Annotated in this window: 16 protein-coding genes; 7 read left to right on the top strand and 9 right to left on the bottom strand. The window is 32.7% G+C overall.

Annotated features, from left to right (window positions below; translation table 11 throughout):
- Window positions 1–117 precede the first annotated feature (117 nt).
- The 4 genes from lrgA (at window position 118) to msrB (ending at window position 3,701) form a co-directional block, all read left to right on the top strand.
- The gene (lrgA, locus tag RTP99_RS11970; RefSeq protein ID WP_000104901.1) at window positions 118–549 is read left to right on the top strand and encodes an antiholin-like murein hydrolase modulator LrgA; all 432 of its coding nucleotides are present in this window, start codon (window positions 118–120) and stop codon (window positions 547–549) included.
- Window positions 550–583: 34 nt separating this feature from the next.
- A complete protein-coding gene (lrgB, locus tag RTP99_RS11975; protein ID WP_000168869.1) occupies window positions 584–1,276 on the top strand; it encodes an antiholin-like protein LrgB in 693 nt (230 codons plus the stop codon).
- A gap of 325 nt (window positions 1,277–1,601) precedes the next feature.
- A complete protein-coding gene (locus RTP99_RS11980; protein ID WP_001166015.1) occupies window positions 1,602–2,636 on the top strand; it encodes an AI-2E family transporter in 1,035 nt (344 codons plus the stop codon).
- Window positions 2,637–2,735: 99 nt separating this feature from the next.
- Entirely contained in the window at window positions 2,736–3,701 is a 966-nt protein-coding gene (gene msrB / locus RTP99_RS11985; RefSeq protein WP_000290166.1) for a peptide-methionine (R)-S-oxide reductase MsrB, read from the top strand.
- Window positions 3,702–3,729: 28 nt separating this feature from the next.
- Here the strand turns inward: msrB and RTP99_RS11990 are convergent, their stop codons facing one another.
- On the bottom strand, window positions 3,730–6,849 hold the full coding sequence (locus RTP99_RS11990) for an efflux RND transporter permease subunit (protein WP_001033530.1): 3,120 nt from the start codon (window positions 6,847–6,849) through the stop codon (window positions 3,730–3,732).
- 142 nt (window positions 6,850–6,991) lie between these two features.
- Here RTP99_RS11990 and RTP99_RS11995 point away from each other — a divergent pair, with 142 nt between their 5' ends.
- A complete protein-coding gene (locus RTP99_RS11995) occupies window positions 6,992–7,864 on the top strand; it encodes a TetR/AcrR family transcriptional regulator (RefSeq protein ID WP_000659619.1) in 873 nt (290 codons plus the stop codon).
- 29 nt (window positions 7,865–7,893) lie between these two features.
- Here the strand turns inward: RTP99_RS11995 and RTP99_RS12000 are convergent, their stop codons facing one another.
- The 3 genes from RTP99_RS12000 to RTP99_RS12010 all read right to left on the bottom strand — a co-directional run bounded on the left by RTP99_RS12000 (window position 7,894) and on the right by RTP99_RS12010 (window position 12,136).
- On the bottom strand, window positions 7,894–8,964 hold the full coding sequence (locus tag RTP99_RS12000; protein WP_000278073.1) for a hypothetical protein: 1,071 nt from the start codon (window positions 8,962–8,964) through the stop codon (window positions 7,894–7,896).
- An 18-nt stretch (window positions 8,965–8,982) separates the two neighbouring features.
- Window positions 8,983–10,467, bottom strand: a complete 1,485-nt coding sequence (locus RTP99_RS12005) for an MBOAT family O-acyltransferase (RefSeq protein ID WP_000898525.1) — start codon at window positions 10,465–10,467, stop codon at window positions 8,983–8,985.
- Window positions 10,468–10,582: 115 nt separating this feature from the next.
- A complete protein-coding gene (locus RTP99_RS12010) occupies window positions 10,583–12,136 on the bottom strand; it encodes an ABC-F family ATP-binding cassette domain-containing protein (RefSeq protein WP_000055406.1) in 1,554 nt (517 codons plus the stop codon).
- 466 nt (window positions 12,137–12,602) lie between these two features.
- On the opposite strand from RTP99_RS12010, the gene RTP99_RS12015 reads away from it, so the two are divergent.
- Window positions 12,603–13,568 carry a glycosyltransferase family 2 protein gene (locus RTP99_RS12015; protein WP_001124451.1) on the top strand — a complete coding sequence of 322 codons (966 nt, stop codon included), beginning with the start codon at window positions 12,603–12,605 and terminating at the stop codon, window positions 13,566–13,568.
- A 114-nt stretch (window positions 13,569–13,682) separates the two neighbouring features.
- On the opposite strand, the gene RTP99_RS12020 is transcribed toward RTP99_RS12015, so the two are convergent.
- The 5 genes from RTP99_RS12020 to RTP99_RS12040 all read right to left on the bottom strand — a co-directional run bounded on the left by RTP99_RS12020 (window position 13,683) and on the right by RTP99_RS12040 (window position 17,405).
- A complete protein-coding gene (locus RTP99_RS12020) occupies window positions 13,683–15,137 on the bottom strand; it encodes an oligosaccharide flippase family protein (RefSeq protein WP_001172389.1) in 1,455 nt (484 codons plus the stop codon).
- A 228-nt stretch (window positions 15,138–15,365) separates the two neighbouring features.
- Window positions 15,366–15,491 carry a hypothetical protein gene (locus RTP99_RS12025; protein ID WP_000046732.1) on the bottom strand — a complete coding sequence of 42 codons (126 nt, stop codon included), beginning with the start codon at window positions 15,489–15,491 and terminating at the stop codon, window positions 15,366–15,368.
- Between the two features lie 103 nt (window positions 15,492–15,594).
- Window positions 15,595–15,945 (bottom strand): DUF2304 domain-containing protein, encoded by a 351-nt coding sequence (locus RTP99_RS12030; RefSeq protein ID WP_001121775.1) that lies wholly within the window; start codon window positions 15,943–15,945, stop codon window positions 15,595–15,597.
- A 6-nt stretch (window positions 15,946–15,951) separates the two neighbouring features.
- Window positions 15,952–16,680, bottom strand: a complete 729-nt coding sequence (locus tag RTP99_RS12035) for a glycosyltransferase family 2 protein (RefSeq protein WP_000151538.1) — start codon at window positions 16,678–16,680, stop codon at window positions 15,952–15,954.
- 212 nt (window positions 16,681–16,892) lie between these two features.
- The gene (locus RTP99_RS12040) at window positions 16,893–17,405 is read right to left on the bottom strand and encodes an acyl-CoA thioesterase (RefSeq protein WP_000412121.1); all 513 of its coding nucleotides are present in this window, start codon (window positions 17,403–17,405) and stop codon (window positions 16,893–16,895) included.
- A gap of 298 nt (window positions 17,406–17,703) precedes the next feature.
- Between RTP99_RS12040 and RTP99_RS12045 the strand changes: the two genes are divergently transcribed.
- Window positions 17,704–19,017, top strand: a complete 1,314-nt coding sequence (locus RTP99_RS12045; protein WP_001015644.1) for an ArnT family glycosyltransferase — start codon at window positions 17,704–17,706, stop codon at window positions 19,015–19,017.
- Window positions 19,018–19,029 lie beyond the last annotated feature (12 nt).

The raw sequence follows: 19,029 nt of genomic DNA on the forward strand, positions 1-19,029 counted from the left end.
TTTCATCCTTTTATATTTGTAACTGATTCTGTATATTTGACGTTCTGTTATGTAAACGCTTACCAAGGCGGGTATATCCTATACAATAAAGGTACCAAATCGAAAGAGGTGGCCAAAATGAGTACGAAAAAAGTATATAGTTTCTTATCACAAGCATTCATATTCTCAGCTATTATGTTAATTTCTAATATTATTGCAACACATTTACCAATTCCGATGCCTTCATCGGTAATCGGGTTAGTCATTTTATTTAGTCTATTATGTTTAAAGGTTATTAAATTGGAACAAGTTGAATCACTTGGAACAGCTTTAACAGGTATTATCGGATTCCTTTTCGTCCCATCAGGTATTTCGGTTATTAATTCTCTTGGTGTAATGGGACAATATTTTGTACAAATTTTAACTGTAATTGTTGTCGCGACAGTTATTTTACTCGCTGTAACAGGATTATTTGCACAATTTATTTTAGGAAAAGATGAAAAAGAAACAGAAGATACAAAAGAATTGAAAGTAGTAAATAAAGGACGCAAGCACGGAAAAGTTGCGTAACCATTTTAGTATATATTGTTAGGAGGGAATGAACATGGCAAGCACAATGACTCCATATTTCGGAATCGTCGTTTCATTAATCGCATACGGAATCGGAACATTATTATTCAAGCATTCAAAAGGGTTCTTCTTATTCACACCATTATTCGTAGCGATGGTATTAGGGATTGTCTTTTTAAAAGTAGGTAACTTTACTTTCGAAGAATATAATACTGGTGGAAAAATGATTAGCTTTTTCTTAGAGCCAGCAACAATCGCGTTTGCAATTCCATTATATAAACAAGTGGATAAGTTGAAAAAATATTGGTGGCAAATTTTATCAGCTATCGTGGTTGGATCTATTTGTTCAGTAATTGTCGTGTTCATTGTTGCAAAAGCAATTGGCCTAGATACAGCAGTAATGAATTCAATGTTACCACAAGCGGCAACAACAGCAATTGCGTTACCCATCTCTGAAAGTATTGGTGGTATACCAGCAATTACATCGTTTGCAGTAATCTTTAACGCAGTTATCGTATACGCATTAGGAGCGTTATTCTTAAAAACATTTAGAGTGAAACATCCAATTGCAAAAGGTTTAGCACTGGGAACAGCAGGTCATGCATTAGGAGTGGCAGTAGGAATTGAAATGGGTGAAGTAGAGGCAGCTATGGCAAGTATTGCTGTAACAGTAGTTGGAGTTGTAACGGTAGTTGTCATACCGATGTTCATGCCATTCATTGGATAGTAAAACTTACTTAAAAAATGAGAAAAGCAAGCTATTTGTAGGACAGATTTCTACTGATAGCTTGCTTTTTATGTTACAGTAGTGGTAAGACCTATTTTGAAAAAATGTAAGTTTCCTTAAATCTTCATTAATACTGTGTAGAATACGTTTTGAATTAGGTCATTGTATTGTAAAATAAGAAGTAAGCTACTATAGATCTGCTAAGGTAGGCGTATAATGAGCTTATAAAAATCTTAATATGAATGAATAATTAAAAGTAGAAAAGAGAGAAAAATCTACTTATTAACGTTTTACTTTATAGGACAGGAGAGAGTACTCGTCGATTATGCAAATAAAAAACCTGTTTCAAAGCAAAGGATTTCAGAGGTTACTCGTATTAGTAATACTTGCTCTCGTATTATATGGGCTGCAAAGTATGTTGAATTTAATATTAATTACGTTTATTCTTACGTATTTAATGGATCGATTCCAAAAGTTTATTTCTCGCAAATTAGACCACTTTATGCCCATTAATCGAAAGCTCATTATAGCATTTCTATATGTTATGTTAATTGGCGGAATTGCTATTACGCTATTTAAATATTTACCAGTATTAACGATACAAATTTCACAATTGATTTATCAATTTAACGTATTTTTAAGAAACCCACCGGACAGTGAATTAATTAAGTATGCAGTTAATGCTGTTAATCATATGGAACTTTCGAAGTATGTAGGACAAGGCGTTGACATTTTGTATAAATCGATTACGAATGTTGGGAAATTTGGCCTTCAAGTGTTACTTTCTTTAATTTTAAGTTTATTTTTCTTATTGGAGAAAGCTCGTATCGTTGCTTTTACTGCAAAATTTAAAGAGAGCAGACTTGCAATTTTCTATACTGAAATCGAGTACTTCGGTAAGAAATTTGCACGTTCATTCGGAAAAGTAATCGAAGCCCAATTTTTAATTGCAGTTGTTAACTGCGTTTTATCCGTTATTGCATTATGGATATTAGGATTCCCACAATTATTAGGTTTAGCGTTAATGATCTTCTTACTTGGCTTAATTCCAGTAGCTGGGGTTATCATTTCGTTATTCCCGCTTTGTATGATTGCTTACAATATCGGTGGTATTATGTACGTTGTTTATATTTTAGTTATCGTAACAGTCATTCATGCGCTTGAAAGTTACGTGTTAAATCCGAAGTTTATGTCGCAAAAAACAAACTTACCAATTTTCTATACGTTTATGGTATTAATCTTCTCGGAACACTTCTTAGGTGTATGGGGATTAATTATCGGTATTCCAATCTTCATTTTCTTATTAGATGTCTTAGATGTGACAAGTGATGAAATGGAGAAGGACGCTGGGAAAAAATAAAGTGAAGAGAAAAAAGCATCGATGTTCGATGCTTTTTCTTTTATAACATGATGTTTCTTATGCCATACTGTAAGGAGAAGATAGAATAGGGGTGAAAGAATGGCTGTAAATGAAAAGGTAGAATTAGCTACATTTGCTGGAGGGTGCTTCTGGTGTATGGTTTCGCCATTTGAAGAGATGGAAGGAATTATAAAGGTTGTTTCTGGCTATACAGGTGGTCATAAAGAGAATCCAACATATAAAGAAGTATGTTCAGAAACGACGGGACATTATGAGGCAGTACAAATTACATTTGATGCAAATAAAATGCCGTATGAAGAGTTATTAAATATATATTGGAGACAAATTGATCCGACTGATGTAGGTGGGCAATTCCACGATCGCGGACAGTCTTACGAAACAGTGATTTTTTATCATAATGAAGAACAACATAAAAAAGCAGAGGCTTCAAAAGAAGGGCTTGCAAGGAGTGGGCGCTTTTCAAAGCCGATTGCGACAAAAATATTGCCAGCTGCTACGTTTTATCCCGCAGAGGAATATCACCAAGGATATCATAAGAAAAATGAATTCCGCTACGAGTTATACCGTAAGGGCTCAGGGCGAGATGCGTTTATTAAGCAACATTGGCCAAAGGATAATGCTCATTTAAAGGAAAAACTGAATGAGATGCAATTTTATGTAACACAGGAAAATGGTACAGAACCACCATTTCGAAATGAGTATTGGAATCATAAAGAAGAAGGTCTTTATGTAGATATCGTTTCAGGTGAACCTTTGTTTACTTCTCTAGATAAATTTGATAGTGGATGTGGATGGCCTAGTTTTACAAAGCCAGTTATGTCAGCTAGTGTGAAGGAAAAAATGGATGTGAGTCATAATATGACGCGTACAGAAGTGAGAAGTAAGGAAGGAGATTCACATCTCGGGCACGTATTTCCAGATGGCCCAGGACCGAATGGACTTCGCTATTGTATAAATTCAGCAGCTCTTCGATTTATTCCAAAAGAGGAATTAGAAAAAGAAGGCTATGGTGATTTCCTAATCTTGTTTGGAAATAAAAAATAACCTCGCAATTAGCGAGGTTATTTTTTTGTTACTTTACTTTTTTCTTTTTAAACTTGCTTAATACTTCATAAACGATTGGAACAATAAGAAGTGTTAATAATGTTGAACTTGTTAATCCACCAATTACTGTTACACCAAGTCCTTTAGAAATTAAGCCGCTACCTTCAAATCCTAATGCGAGCGGGATAAGAGCACCGATTGTTGCAATTGCAGTCATTAAAATCGGGCGAAGGCGTGTTGCACCAGCCTCTAATAAAGCTTCACGTGTTGATAGACCTTCATTTTCTTTATGAATAACGCGGTCGATAAGCACGATTGCGTTTGTTACAACGATACCGATTAACATAAGGGCACCGATCATTGCAGAGACACTTAACGTTTCACCAGAGATTAATAAGGCAACAAGAGCTCCAATGATTGTAAATGGTAGCGAGAATAAAATTGCGAATGGTGCAAGAGCACCGCCAAATGTAACGACAAGAACGAAGTATACAATAGCAATCGCAGCTAACATCGCTAAGCCAAGTTGCTTGAATGATTCTTCAATATCTTTTGTAACGCCTCCCATAGAAACATCTACGCCAGAAGGAAGATCCATTTTATCTACTTCTTTTTGAACTGCGGCTGATGCTTTTGAAACGTCATCAGATGTTAGTTTTGCACTTACTTCCGCATAAACACGGCCATCGCGGTGTTTCACTGTATTCGAAGTTTCTCCTTCTTTTACAGTCATCACATCTTTTACAGCCACTTCATTACCAAGCGGCGTTGTAATTTTACGATTTGTTAAGTCATCGATTGTTTCATAATTTTGTTTTTCAGCTTCTACATATACATTGATATCTTTACCGTCTTTTTTAATTGTTGTCAGAACAGGGCGATCATGTTGATTAGAAAGTCCCATTCCAATTTGTGCAGCCGTTAGACCCATTTTACTTAGCTTTTCCTGATCTGCGACTAAAGTGTATTCTGCGTATGTTTTTGCAATACTAGAGTCTATATCTTTTAAGTCTTTGTTTTTCTTCATTATGTTTTGAATATCTTTTACGACAGGCTTAATGTCTTCTGAGCTATCTCCGTAAACGTATAACTTGATTTCGTTACTACCGCCACTTGCCCCGAAGTCTTGGTTTTTCCATTCACCTTTTCCAGACATCTTCTGTAAATCTTTAACGACTTGTTCTTTCTCTTTTTCGAAGTTTTTCGTGTCATTATCATATTGTACGAAGAACATTGCTTGATTTGATTGACCAGGACTCATTGGGTTTTCGCCACCTAATGAGAATTGAATTGTTTTGACGTTTTTATTATCTTGGAAGTGCTTCTCAGCTTTCGTTGCAATTTTTTCAACGTCTTCTAACGTTTGACCAGGTTCAGGGTTGTATGTTGCAATGATCATTTTTTCTTCTTCAGATGGTAAGAAACTTACACCAATGATTGGCACAAGTGCAAGACTACCAACTAATAGAAGGATAGCGATACTTGATGTAATAATTTTGTGATTTAAAGCCCATGCAAGTATGTGTTTGTAAATATTTGCTAATTTACTTGGTTTTTCTTCATGATGTACTTCTTTTTCCCTCATGCTCTCTTTCTTAAATAAAGAGTGAGCTAGCATCGGTACGATTGTAACTGCTACTAGCAACGATGCTAATAAAGCGAAGACGATAGTTAAAGCGAATGGTAAGAACATTTCACCAATCATACCTTTTACTAGTCCAAGCGGTAAAAATACAGCAATTGTTACAATGGTAGAAGACATAATCGGAATAAACATTTCTTTTGTAGCTTCACGAATTAAATCTTTCCCGCGTAGTTTCTCTCCTGATAACGACATACGTCGGTAAATATTTTCGATAACAACAATGGAGTCATCCACAACGCGCCCGATAGCGACTGTCATTGCCCCGAGCGTCATAATGTTAAGCGTAATATCCATTTGTTTTATAACTAATACAGCAATTAATAAAGAAAGTGGTATGGAAACGACAGAGATTAATGTTGTTCGGATATTTCGTAGGAACAACATAATAATAACAATCGCAAAGATAGCACCAAAAATGGCTTTACTTAGCATTGTTTCTACTGATTTCTCAATAGGTGCACCTTGGTCGAATGTTGAAATAATCTCTAAGTCTTTATATTTTTTCTCAAGTTCTTTTACTTTATCTTTAACAGCATTTACAACATCAACTGTGTTCGCGTCAGCCGCTTTTACAATTTGAATTCCAATTGCTTCTTTTCCATTTGTTCGAGAAATAGATTCCGCTTTTCCGACTTCTTTAATATCAGCAATTTCGTCTAATGTAACTGTCGAAATCCCGTTGTTCATAGCGGCTGGATTCATTTGCGGCACTTGTGTACCAGCTCCGGCATTTTGACTACCTTGACCGCTTGCTGATGAAGGAACAGCAGGGATTTTTAATTCTTTTAATGCTTTCATTGTTGTAATATTTCCATCTACAACAACTGACTTTTCTGTGTCTTTAAATGTATATAAACCAAGTGGTAAAGATACGTCCGATCCTTTAATTACATTTTTTACAGTATCTTCACTTAAACCTAATTCTTTCATCTTATCTTTTTTGAAGACAAGTTGTACTTCATCTACTTGTTGACCTGAAATTTGAACAGATGCGACCCCATCAAGTCCTTTTAATCCTGGAACAACATTTTTTTCTACATTTTCAGTTAAGGTAGCTAAAGATTCATTTTTACTTGCTACGCTTAATGAAATTACAGGAAAGGCATTGAAGTTCACACGTGAAACTTTCGGGTCCTTTACGCCTTCTGGCAGTTTCACATTTGCGAGAGCTTCTTTTATTTCTGTTTCAGCCTTTTCCATATTTTTATCAAAATCATATTCTACCTGAATGGAAGATGCATTTTGAAAAGATGATGAACTAACAACGTTTACACCACTTAAATTTTGCAGTTGCTCTTCCATCGGTTTTGAAACTTTATCAGCTACTTCTTCTGGTGTAGCACCAGGATAAACCGTGGTTACTGTTACAACAGGTGTTGTAATATCAGGAATTGTTTCCAGCTTCATATTCAGCCCAGAATAAATACCTGCAATGGTAACGATAATGGTTAGTAGCCAAACTGCGAACTTATTTTTTAACGAAAAATTAATAATTTTGTTCATGTTTGCGCTCCCTTTGTATTATATTGACCAACTGGTCAGTCTAATACATAATATAACTGACTGATTGGTCAGCCGTCAATGAAAAGGGATGGTATAATACATTCATAATAAGATGCGAGATTAAATTTAGGAGAGACATGATATGAAAGAAAAAGAGCGCTTAATTATAGAGATGGCTATGAAGTTATTTGCGACTAAGGGTGTAAATGCGACATCAGTGCAGGAAATTGTGACAGCTTGTGGCATATCTAAGGGAGCCTTTTATTTATACTTTAAATCAAAAGAGGAACTTTTATTAGCGACACTTCGATATTACTATGACAAGATTCAAAACAAAATGATGGATATTGAAAAAGAGTCGTTATTGCCACGTGAAAAATTTGCAAAACAATTGCATTGCCAGTTTAATGATATACAAAAGCATAAAGAATTTATTATTATGCATGCAAGGGAAAATGCGATTCCTTTTAATAAAGAAGTAGAAGAATTTATGATGCGGATGAAGTTAGAGTCTCACGCATTTTATCGGAATAGTTTACTGTCTATTTATGGTGATAAGGTTATGCCATATTTATTAGATTTAGTCATTATGGTAGAAGGCATATGCCGGGGATATTTAGAACTAATTATTTTACAAGCGCCAGAAATAGACTTATCTTATGTCTCGGCTTTTATTTTGAAAAGAGTGGATCATTTAGTAGATGGATTGGTAAAATCTTCAGAAGAACCTGTGTTACATGAAGAAAGGCTTGGAGAATTTCTTTGTAAATCAGAGCTTATTAAGGAGCAGGTTAAGGAACATTTTTTAAAAGAAATTATTGTGTTTAAACGTACTTTAGCGGATCAATTAGAAGATGAGGAATTGCTTGTTACATTAGATGTTTTGGAGGCAGAAATGAGGATGCAAAATCCAAGAATTCCGGTTATCCAAGGGATGTTGTTCAATTTAGAGGCATATCCAACTTTAAAAGAATTCCGTTTGAGGCTTATGGGCTATTATAATATAAAAAGGTAACAATGATAGTTTTCATTGTTACCTTTTTATTATTTAGGTCTTTCATCTGAATTCACTAGCTTAGAAGTATCGAAATTCCGTATTTCATTAGAGAAGTTAGTTAATCTTTGTTCGTAATCTCGTTTATTAGTAATCGGTTCAGTTGTAGCTAATTGTTTTACAATCCAATCATTTATATATCTGTAATAATGCGTTTGGTCAGACATATAATTAGAAAGATTATACGTAACTTCTTTTTGATCTTGGAAATCATAGAGTTTTACATTTTTTAGTTGTGCTAATTTAGTGTATACTTCTTTTTTAAATAACATATTTTCCTTTGTATGCTTTGAGTCGTTTTTATCCATAACTACGTGATATGTTACTGGATATGGCGCATAGAAAAATGTAAACTGTACTTCCGGGTTTTGTTTTACAAATTCAATAATATTAGAATCAAAAGATTTAAGCATTTGTTCATGATACCAACCATCGCTGATTGATTGATGAGGTGTTCCGTCAACAACCCTTTTAGCTATATCTACTGAGAAATTTGGCTCGTCATCTCCAAATTTGTATAGCCAGTGGGGATCCTGTGGAGATTTTGTTGGATCTAGTTTTAACTTCATATTCTGCAATGCTATTTTTCGAGAATACGGGCTAATTAAATATTGGATATCATTCAACTTATTTGTATCATACATGTAAGTTGGAAATGGTGAAGCACCTTCTGATACCCATTCAGGTTTTCCAGAGAATGAATATAAATTAAGCTCCCAAATAATATTTTTAACAGTTTTTGAATGCGTAGCTAACTGGGCTGTCATATTTTGTTCCCTAGCTGTTGAACCTGGAAGAGAGCCATTAAAGCTGGTAGTATGAAGTAATTTATTAGCGTCAGGTTCAAGGAAGTTTCTTCCCATAGAAGTTCCTACAAATAAGGTATCATAATCCATATGTTTAATAAGTCCAGGCATTTGATAGCGTTCAGTAGCATAAAAATAATCGTTCTTCTTAAATTTATATACATACAATGGGTCAAGCTTATAAACAATAGAGCAAACTATTCCAGATAAAATGAAAAGGAATATAATAAACCAACATATAAAACGTTTATACATATTTTTCACCTACGGTTATTAGAAATTAAAGTATAAGAATGAACTTACACGATTTAAATACATCAAAGAAAGTATAAACATGCTAGCTAATGCAAGAGCATAAATCGGTTTTGGACGGAAAGATTCTAATTTTTCTATAGAATTTTTTGTAAATAATACAATAGCGATTCCAATTGCTAGGTATAAAATAGTTTGGAAGTTAAAATGATCACCAGTCACTTGGAACGGGAATAAATTACAAATTGAATAAATTAAATTATCCATTATAGACACACCAGTTAATGTTTCTGGACGGAATTGAATAAGTGCTGTTTGGATGTGTAAGTAATTTACGTTGAACATGCGATTTAACATAGTTAATGCATCTTCTACAGAAGTAGCTCTGAAGAACACCCATGTTACATGTACAAATCCCATTGTTAAAATCCAAGCAATAAATTTAGGCATTTTTCCACCTAAGTTTTTAAATAATCGATGTATTACAATAGCTAATCCGTGTAAAACGCCCCAAATAACAAACGTCCATCCAGCGCCATGCCAAATTCCACTTATAAGAAAAATTGTAAATAAATTTAAATAAGTACGAATTTGCCCTTTTCGACTCCCACCCAATGGAATATATACATATTGGGTGAAAAATCGTCCTAATGTCATATGCCAACGTCTCCAAAAATCTTGAATACTTAAAGATTTATAAGGAGAGAAGAAGTTAATTGGTAGTATAATGTTGAATAACAACGCTGCACCTATTGCCATATCACAATATCCACTAAAATCAAAATACAGTTGTAATGTATACGCAAGTGATGAAACCCATGCATCGGTCGTAGATAGTTGATTTACATTGCTAAAGCCAAAATCAGCCCATTGTGCTAGTGAATCAGCAATTACTACTTTTTTAGTAAGACCAATTCCGAATATGTAAAGTCCTTTTGTAATGTTTTCAATATTCGGCCTTCTTTTAGATTCATCTTGAAATTGAGGGAGGACCTTACTATGATGGACAATGGGTCCTGCAATAAGTTGCGGGAAAAACGTTACGAACAAGCAAAAATCAATAAAATTAAACTTTGTTAATTCCCTCTTATAACAATCTACTAAAAAACCTATCTTTTGGAAGGTAATAAAACTAATGCCTAAAGGCAGTAATAACTTTAATAAAGGTACATCAGTTCCAAATAGGGTATTTATATTATCTAAGAAGAAATCAGAGTATTTAAAGTATCCCAGTAATGAGATGTTAAATACTAAACCAACTATTAAAAATACTTTTCGGGTTTTTTGATTGATTTTTTGTATAATTTGTTGGCCTATAAATGCGTTTGTAAATAATGAAACTCCTATTAGCAATAGGTATTTCACCTCAAAATATGCATAAAAGTAAAGGGACATACCTACTAAAAAAAGTTTCGCGAAATTTTTGTTAACTTTTTGCAATAGGAAATATCCAATTACTGCTATAGGCAAGAATAAAAGCATAAATTCAAAAGAATTAAAAAGCATAATATAGCCCCCAGCATTAATAAAATCTTATTCTATAAAAAACGTGACAACAGAGCAAGATGTTGTCACGCAAAGTATAGTATAGCATAAAATATGGATGAAAATCTTATATCTATTAATTTTTATTTTGAGACCATTCTTCTACATTCCAAACTTTTGTAATCCAATCTTCATAGAAGTCTGGTTCGTGACATACAAGGAGGATTGTTCCTTTATATGCTTTCATAGCCTTCTTAAGTTCTGCTTTTGCTGTAACATCAAGATGGTTTGTCGGCTCATCAAATAGTAGCCAGTTACTTTCTTCACCCATTAGTTTACATAAACGAACTTTTGCTTGTTCTCCACCACTTAATTGACTTAACGGGCGAGAAATATGTTCATTTTTTAATCCGCATTTTGCTAACATCGCACGAATTTGATGCTGGTCTAAGCCAGGGAATGTATTCCATACATCATCAATTGGTGTTATATTGTCAGCTTTAACCTCTTGCTCAAAGTATGCAGGCTCTAAGAAGTCCCCAAGGCTTGTTTTACCGCTTAAAGGTTTAATTTTACCTAAGATTGTTTTTAGTAACGTTGATTTACCAACACCATTACATCCAACGATAGCAATTTTTTCACCGCGTTCAATTGTCATTGATAGCTTTGGTAGTAGTGGATGTGTATATCCAATTTCTACATTTTCACCTTCAAAGACGAAGCGACTACTTGCACGACTTTCTTTAAATGAGAATTCAGGTTTAATTGCTGTTTCCGGGCGATCAATAAGTTCCATGCGGTCAAGTTGTTTTTGACGACTCTTTGCACGACCTGTTGTTGAATAACGGGCTTTGTTCTTTGCAATGAAATCTTCTTGCTTTTTGATAAACTCGCGCTGCTTTTCATAAGCGTTTATATGTTGATTTTTATTGATTTCTGCTAGTTCTAGGAATTTTTCATATGTCGCTGTATAGCGTGTCATTTTTGTGAATTCTAGATGGAAAATAACATCAACACATTTGTTCATAAATTCCGTATCATGAGAAATTAATAAGAATGCATGTGGGTATTCTTTTAAATAATTTGTTAACCAATGAATATGTTCAACGTCTAAATAGTTAGTAGGTTCATCAAGTAATAATACTTCTGGTTGTTCAAGTAATAGCTTTGCAAGCAATACTTTTGTACGTTGTCCACCACTTAGTGCTGAAACATCACGATCTAAACCAATTGCATCAATTCCAAGACCACGTGCAGCCTCTTCAATTTTCATATCTAGTAAATAGAAACCACCTGCTTCAAGTGCATCTTGTATTTCTGCCATTTGCTCAAGAAGTTCTTCTAGTTCTTCTGGTGTAGCAGTTCCCATTTTTTCTGTAACTTCATTTAAAGCTTTTTCTTTTTCAAATAGCGGTAAAAATGCATCCGCTAGTATGTCACGAATTGTACGTCCAGGCGTTAAAACCGTATGTTGATCTAAGTAACCGTAATGTGTGCCCGGTGTCCATTCTACACGACCTTGGTCATGAATAAGCTGACCAGTAATGATATTCATGAATGTTGATTTACCAACACCGTTTGCACCAACTAATCCAACGTGCTCACCTGCTAGTAATCGCATAGATACATCTTTAAATAATGTACGATCGCCAAATGTATGTCCTAATTTTTCAACTGTTAATAAGCTCATAGTATCCTCCGTCCAACTTGAAATAGTACCTTGAATCATGATACTAAATTCTGTGATATAATGCTATTATTTCAAAAAGGTACATTATTCATTTTCCGGATTTTTATAGATGAAATACAGAAAATCGGATGGATTATTATGTTTTTATATGTATATTATTGGGTGTTTTTTAATTTAAATGAACAAATGATAATTAAGGTATAAATATGTTGAAGTTAATTAGGTTACTGTATAATTTGTAGAGGTACTATATTTAATAGGGGAACCTGCTATACTAAGTGAAGAGAATTATGAAATATACACTAGAAAAAATAAAAAATTATATTAGTGCTTTACCGGATATCGTTATATATGTGGAAAATAGACAGATCTGGTTTAAATGGAAAGGTGAGCCCTTTCTTGAATGATGTAAAGTATCTATTATATAATATGAAACAATTTTAAATTCTTTTTATGGAGGTCAACAATGCCAAAAATTACGGTACTAATGCCTGTATATAATGGTGAAAAATATTTAAGAGAGTCTGTTGATAGTATTTTGAACCAAACTTTTACAGATTTTGAATTATTAATTATAAACGATGGATCAACAGATAGTAGTATGGAGATTTTGAATTCTTATAGTGATTCACGAATAAGAATAGTGACAAATGAAGTAAATTTAAGGTTGATTAAAACATTAAATAAGGGAATTGATTTAGCAACAGGAGAATATATTGCTAGGATGGATTGTGATGATATAGCAGATCCAAAACGTTTAGAAATTCAATTGCAGTATATGGAGAAGCATCCTGATGTTGCAGTTTGTGGAACGGGTGTTAAAGTTATAGGTCAGAATCGAAAACCGTGGCAAATTTCAGGCTCTTCAGAATTAATAAGAAATTGTTTGTATGTTCGAAGCTGTATGATTCATCCATCTGTGATGATGCGCACGGAATTTTTAAAAGAACACAACATTTATTATGATTTGAATTACTTACATGCTGAAGATTATGAGTTGTTCCAGAGATTAAGTGAGAAGTATAAAGTAATTAACTTAGAGGAGCCACTACTGAATTATCGTTGGTCAGAAACAAGTGTAAGTAGTCTTAATGCCTCCGATCAAGAGGTTATGGCCGCAAAGATTTCTACAGAGGCTTTATCTCGTATTGGAATTGAATTTAATCGCGTACCATTTGCAAGGGGTACATTAACGAAAGAAGAATTATTAGAAGTAAAACGCCAATTAGAAGAACAATATCATAAGGCTAACAAAGAGGATAAAAATATTAAGCAAATATTCCAATTTCTATGGCTTGATATGATTCTTAAAGGAACGAATCATGGTTTATGGAATATAAAAATGTTATTTTCTCCTAAATTTTGTTCTATTTTATTGATGGATAAAGGCCTCCTGACACGTATAATTGCGAAGAGTTTACTGAAGAAGTAATTGGAATCAACTCAATGTTGAAATATTATAATGAGAACAGTTTTTATAAGTTTAAAAATAAGAAAAGAGACGTGCTATTCAAAAGTGAATGGTACGTCTCTTTTTATTACGTCTTTAAGATTTTTTAAATTTAGATGTTAACTTAGAAAGAGCCATGAATAAGATTTCATCTTTTGTCAGGAATAACAACAGAGTATATGCAAGTCCATTTGTGACAACTAATGCTAGAAATAAAGGAATTGTTCCTGACACGTATAGTTGAACTGCATAAGAAATCGGAAAGAATGTAAGGGAATAGAATAAATATTTAAAGTTGGCCATCGTAAATAGGTGATAGTTTACCTTTAAATATTTTTTGATATAAAAATATATATACACAACAAGTAATAGCGTTGCAATTGTTGTTGTCAAAGTTGCTGTCGTTGGTGTAAATAAATTGATCTTTAGCAGTATTACTTTAAGTATAATATTTATAACCCCAAATATTAATAGCGCACGTACCAATATATGTTCTTTACGTTTAATGTACATAATTTGATTTCCAAGAATGGATTGGATACCTAATATAACCATGTAAACAGAAAAAATAGCCAATGTAGGTCCAGCAGCAGCATATTGTGCGCCGCCATAGATTACAACAATTAAATTCGAGACAATGATAATTCCTATAGCTGCTGGGAATAAGGTGATGAAATAAAGTTGAGATATTGTATTTAATAATTTATCATATGCTGTTTCATCATCACCTTCGGATAAGTAAGAAAGCCTTGGTAAGGTTACTTGTATAACGCTTAACATGAGTAAGTTAATAATAGACATAATTTGAAAAGCCATTACATAGAAAGAAACATATTTTTCGCCTACGTATTCTCCAAGGAAGAAGCGATCCAAGTGAGTATAAAGTATATGCGCATTTGAGAAGATGGCGATTAATAATAATGGTTTTAAATGTTTTTTGATAGTAATATTTGAAAAATCGAATTTTACAGTACGTCTTATATATATATAACTAATAATATTATTTAAGAAATTAGAAAGTACTAATAGTCCTGTAAATTGATAAAAATCTTGAGCAGTTTGTACAAAGATAAAAAGCATTACGACATAAATTAATTTTACAATGATGGTCTTTAATGTAATAAAGTCGAAATTTTCGTAGGCTTCATTTAGCCACTCTACATAAAAAATATTTGCAATAAAGTTAAATCCAAATATGAGGAGGATATAAAATAAACCTTTTTCCGCATATCCGAAGTAACTAAATAGTAAATATGCTCCAAATGTTAATAAATTCGTGAAGATACTTAATATAAATAAACTAGTAAATAATTGTTCAGATTTCTTTTTATTATCCTTAATGGCACTAATTTCTCTTAATCCATATTGATGGATGCCAAATACAGCAAAAATAAAGAAGTAAGTAAAAATTGTTTCAGAGAAGTTCACTTTCCCCATCGAAGAGGCACCTAGTGTACGATAAGCATAGGGGCCAACAAGAATTGGAAGTATGACATTGAAAATGTTTAGTAAAATTTTGTATATAATATTTTTAGCAATTGATTTTTGCATAATAGAACCCTTCTAAATATATTTTTAATTTTGTAATGAACCAAAATATTTATTCTAAAATTTTAAAAGTAAGAACAAGAACATCTGTATAAGTTTACCGCATATAAACTTTGTAAATCAACTTTTTATATTATTTATAATGTGTATAAAAGGTAGTTATTCTGTTTGGAGCTGTATACTTGGAATAATAGGTAGTCTATTATGGGAGGCGTTGATTAAGAAATATAATTATTGATTATTTATATCGCTATATGGAGTAACTCCTATAGATTTAACAATTATTTTTTCGCTTTCTGTATCATCCAAATATTGTTTCACTACTTGGATTTTTTCTGTTGAAGAAAATTGAGCCATAAAAAATGCACTCCACTTGTTAGAATATGTCTAACAAGTGGAGTGCCCTTCAATTCTTAATATGAAAGTAAGAGGCTTTTGTATTAAGAATTGAAATGATAGGTTATTCTTTTTCTGTCTCCGTTGCATTTAATTTTTGCTTTAGTAACGCATAATCTTGCGTTAATGTTACAAGTTGATGATGTTGTTTAGAAATTTTTCTTGTTAGGTCAAAAATTAAGATGAAACAGAATAATAATCCAAATAAAAATAAAATGGAAGGGGGATATTCTACTTTTAATAGTTTTCCAATCCAGTTTATAATTTTATCGGTAGAACTTAAAATAGCCATTGCAATACAAACAAAAATCCACAAAACAGCATATTTCGTTTCTAAAGTTCCGCGACGAATAGAATTAATAATTAATAATAATAATAATAAAATAAAGATGAATGAAAAGGTAATTATAGGCATTTATTATCAACCTTTCACGATTTTTTGCATCAATATAGCAAGACTTACCTTAATCATGTAATATGCAGATTTGAAAGGTGTGATAGAAGATTGTCCACCTTGTCGCTCTTGCATATTTACAGATATTTCATTAATGCGAAGTTTTTTCTTTTTTAAATGAATAAGAACTTCTGGTTCTGGATAATCTTTTGGATAATTGTGTGCAAAAATTGTAATTACTTCTCGATTGATAGCACGATATCCAGAAGTTGGATCCATAAATGTTTGTTTTGTTAGTACTTTCAATAGGGCAGTAAAATAAAAAATACCGATTCTTCTGGAAATACTACCTTTATATGCTGTTTTTTCTGTAAAACGTGACCCTAGTACCATATCGCATTCATCTTCAGCGATAGGCTTTATAATTTTATATAAATCATCTGGGTTATGTTGTCCATCAGCATCGAACTGAATCGCAATATCATATCCATTCTCATATGCGTATTTATATCCAGTTTGTACAGCTGAGCCAATACCTAGATTATAGGGTAAATTCACAAGGTGAACAGGAAATTCTTTTACGATTTGAGCTGTTTTATCGTGTGATCCATCATTAATAACGCAAATGCTTAATCCAGTAAAATGCTGTTTTAGTTTTAATAATCTTGTTAATGTATCTGCAATTGCTTCTTCCTCGTTATACGCTGGAATAATAATTAACGTTTTTGGTATTGAAATTGGTACTTCAATAGTCATTACCGCACCATCCCTTATATACTTAATCATATTATGGTTATTTTTAAACGAACTTTATTTAATATACCATTAACAGTATAACAAAATAAAGGAAAAGCTGGTGCATGTTTTAAGAGAACAGATTGAGAATAAAAGGATAAGAGAGAATATTTTGTATAAAAAATACATGCAAGGAAGAAAGAACCTATGCATGTATATGGAAGAGTATCGTATTAAATATTCCAAGGTTTATTTAAAGTTAAAACCTCAGCCATTTCTTTACTTTTTAAACGTCCTTTTTTTCTATTTTCCGCGCGTTCTGAACCGGTTGTGTGTAACCAATGTTCTTCCTCAGTTTCAGGAAGTACTTGTGGTACGGACGAAGGTTTTCCATCTTTTATTGCCACAAATGTAATGAAGCAAGTGGCGGCAATTCTACGCTCGCCTGCTAATAAATTTTCTGCGATTACTTTTACGAAAACTTCCATTGAAGATTTCCCTGTATAACATACAAATGCTTCATAACAAACAGAATCAGCTTGGTGAATTGGGGTTAAAAAATCAACTGAATCAATAGATGCTGTTACGCAATGTTTACGACTATGTCTTGCAGCCGCAATTGAAGCAATACTATCAATTTCTGCTAATAATTTCCCTCCAAAAAGTGTTTGGTGATTATTTAAATCGTTAGGAAAAACACGTGTTGTTTTAATTGCTTTTGATTCTCGCATGAATTTCTTTTCCATATATTCAGCCCCTATAGTCTGTTTTCAATCAGAATAATATGTGTAAGTGGATTACTCATATTAGATATTTAATAAAGTAAAGCGTATTCCAAAAGAGGATTATTTAAACTTCTGTATTTGTATTCATGTAACTGAAAGAAAATTTATTTTATCTAAAATGTAGTGTAAAAGAGGATTCGCTTACATTGCAAGTAAAAAGTAATGACTATATATTTGTCATAGAAATTCCCTATCAGCCGTGTACCCATTCATGATAGAATCGTTTTGTTATGAATGGAAATAGAGGTGCAATGGACATATGAATCATATACAAACAAATTTTTCATCTTTCTTCAATAAAATTACGATTGGTGCGATGCTCGCATTTTTTGTTTATAGTTGTTGGACAGCATTTGAGACAAGTAAGCAATTTTTTGGAGGAAGTACAACAAGTGTAACAATCATATTGGCAATTTTCGTCATACTCATTTTGTTAGTGGCATCAATTCTACAATATCGTTTTACAGACAAACAATTTCTTATTTTTCTTATAAGTGTATCTATACTTGTGAGGCTTAGTATGCTGTTATTTGTAGACGCTCCAATAATTGGTGATATGAAAGTGATGTATGAGTCTGCAAAGGAGATTGCAATTGGTAATAATATAGGGACTGTAACTCATTTGCCGTTTATTATATATGAGTCAGTAATTATTCGTATATTTGGTAATACATTATTTGCTTTGCAACTATTTAATGTGTTATTTTGCGCAGGAACTGCACTTTTTATTTATCGTATTGCGGCAATGGTTTTTGGAGAAGAATGCGGTCGTATTGCTTCCACATTTTATGCTCTGTATATTCCAAATATATTCATGAGTTCCGTATTAACTCCTGAGTCACTTGCAATGTTTTTATTTTATTTTGCTTGCTACATACTTTTATATAAAGGATTAGATCATCCTTATATGTGGGTGTTTTCAGCGATTTTATTTGCATGTAGTAATATGATTTTCCCAATGGGATTATTTCTTCCTATTTTTATCACGATATATGTATTATTAATTGAAGTGTTTCAATCAGCAACGAAACAAAAAGTGTTACTAAAGACGATAGGGATACTTATTCTGTTTTATAGTGCTCATTTTAGTGTGAATTATGGAATTAAGACAATGGGACTGTCACAATATACGATTACGAATGAGACGTATGTTCAATCTGTCTTAATTGGAAAAACGCAACGTGAGGAAAAAGTATCGAAAAATCAAAGTGTAACAGAGCATATTGATCAAAAGTTAAAAGAGATTGAGGGAGAAAGATTTAAACTTTTAGAACCGGTGATAAATCAGTTTTCAGATGAGGGAATAAATTCTATTCTTTTTAAATGTGAAAAACTGATATATATAGCGGTAACATTATTTATGACTATAGCTCTATTACACTTCCTTATTAAGAAACAACAAAACGAGGGATATATGTTGTTCTTATTGTTAATTAGCGGGTACGTATTGTTAAAGCTCTTCCAAGTCGATATGGCATATTATAATCTTATTGTGCCAGCATTGTTTATTTTGCAAAGCTTTGGTGTTTATATGAGTTATGTGTATTGTCAAAAAATATTCTTTAGAAAATAAAAAGAATCCAAA

The organism is Bacillus sp. (in: firmicutes) (genome assembly GCF_031983925.1).
Lineage (GTDB): Bacteria > Bacillota > Bacilli > Bacillales > Bacillaceae_G > Bacillus_A > Bacillus_A pacificus.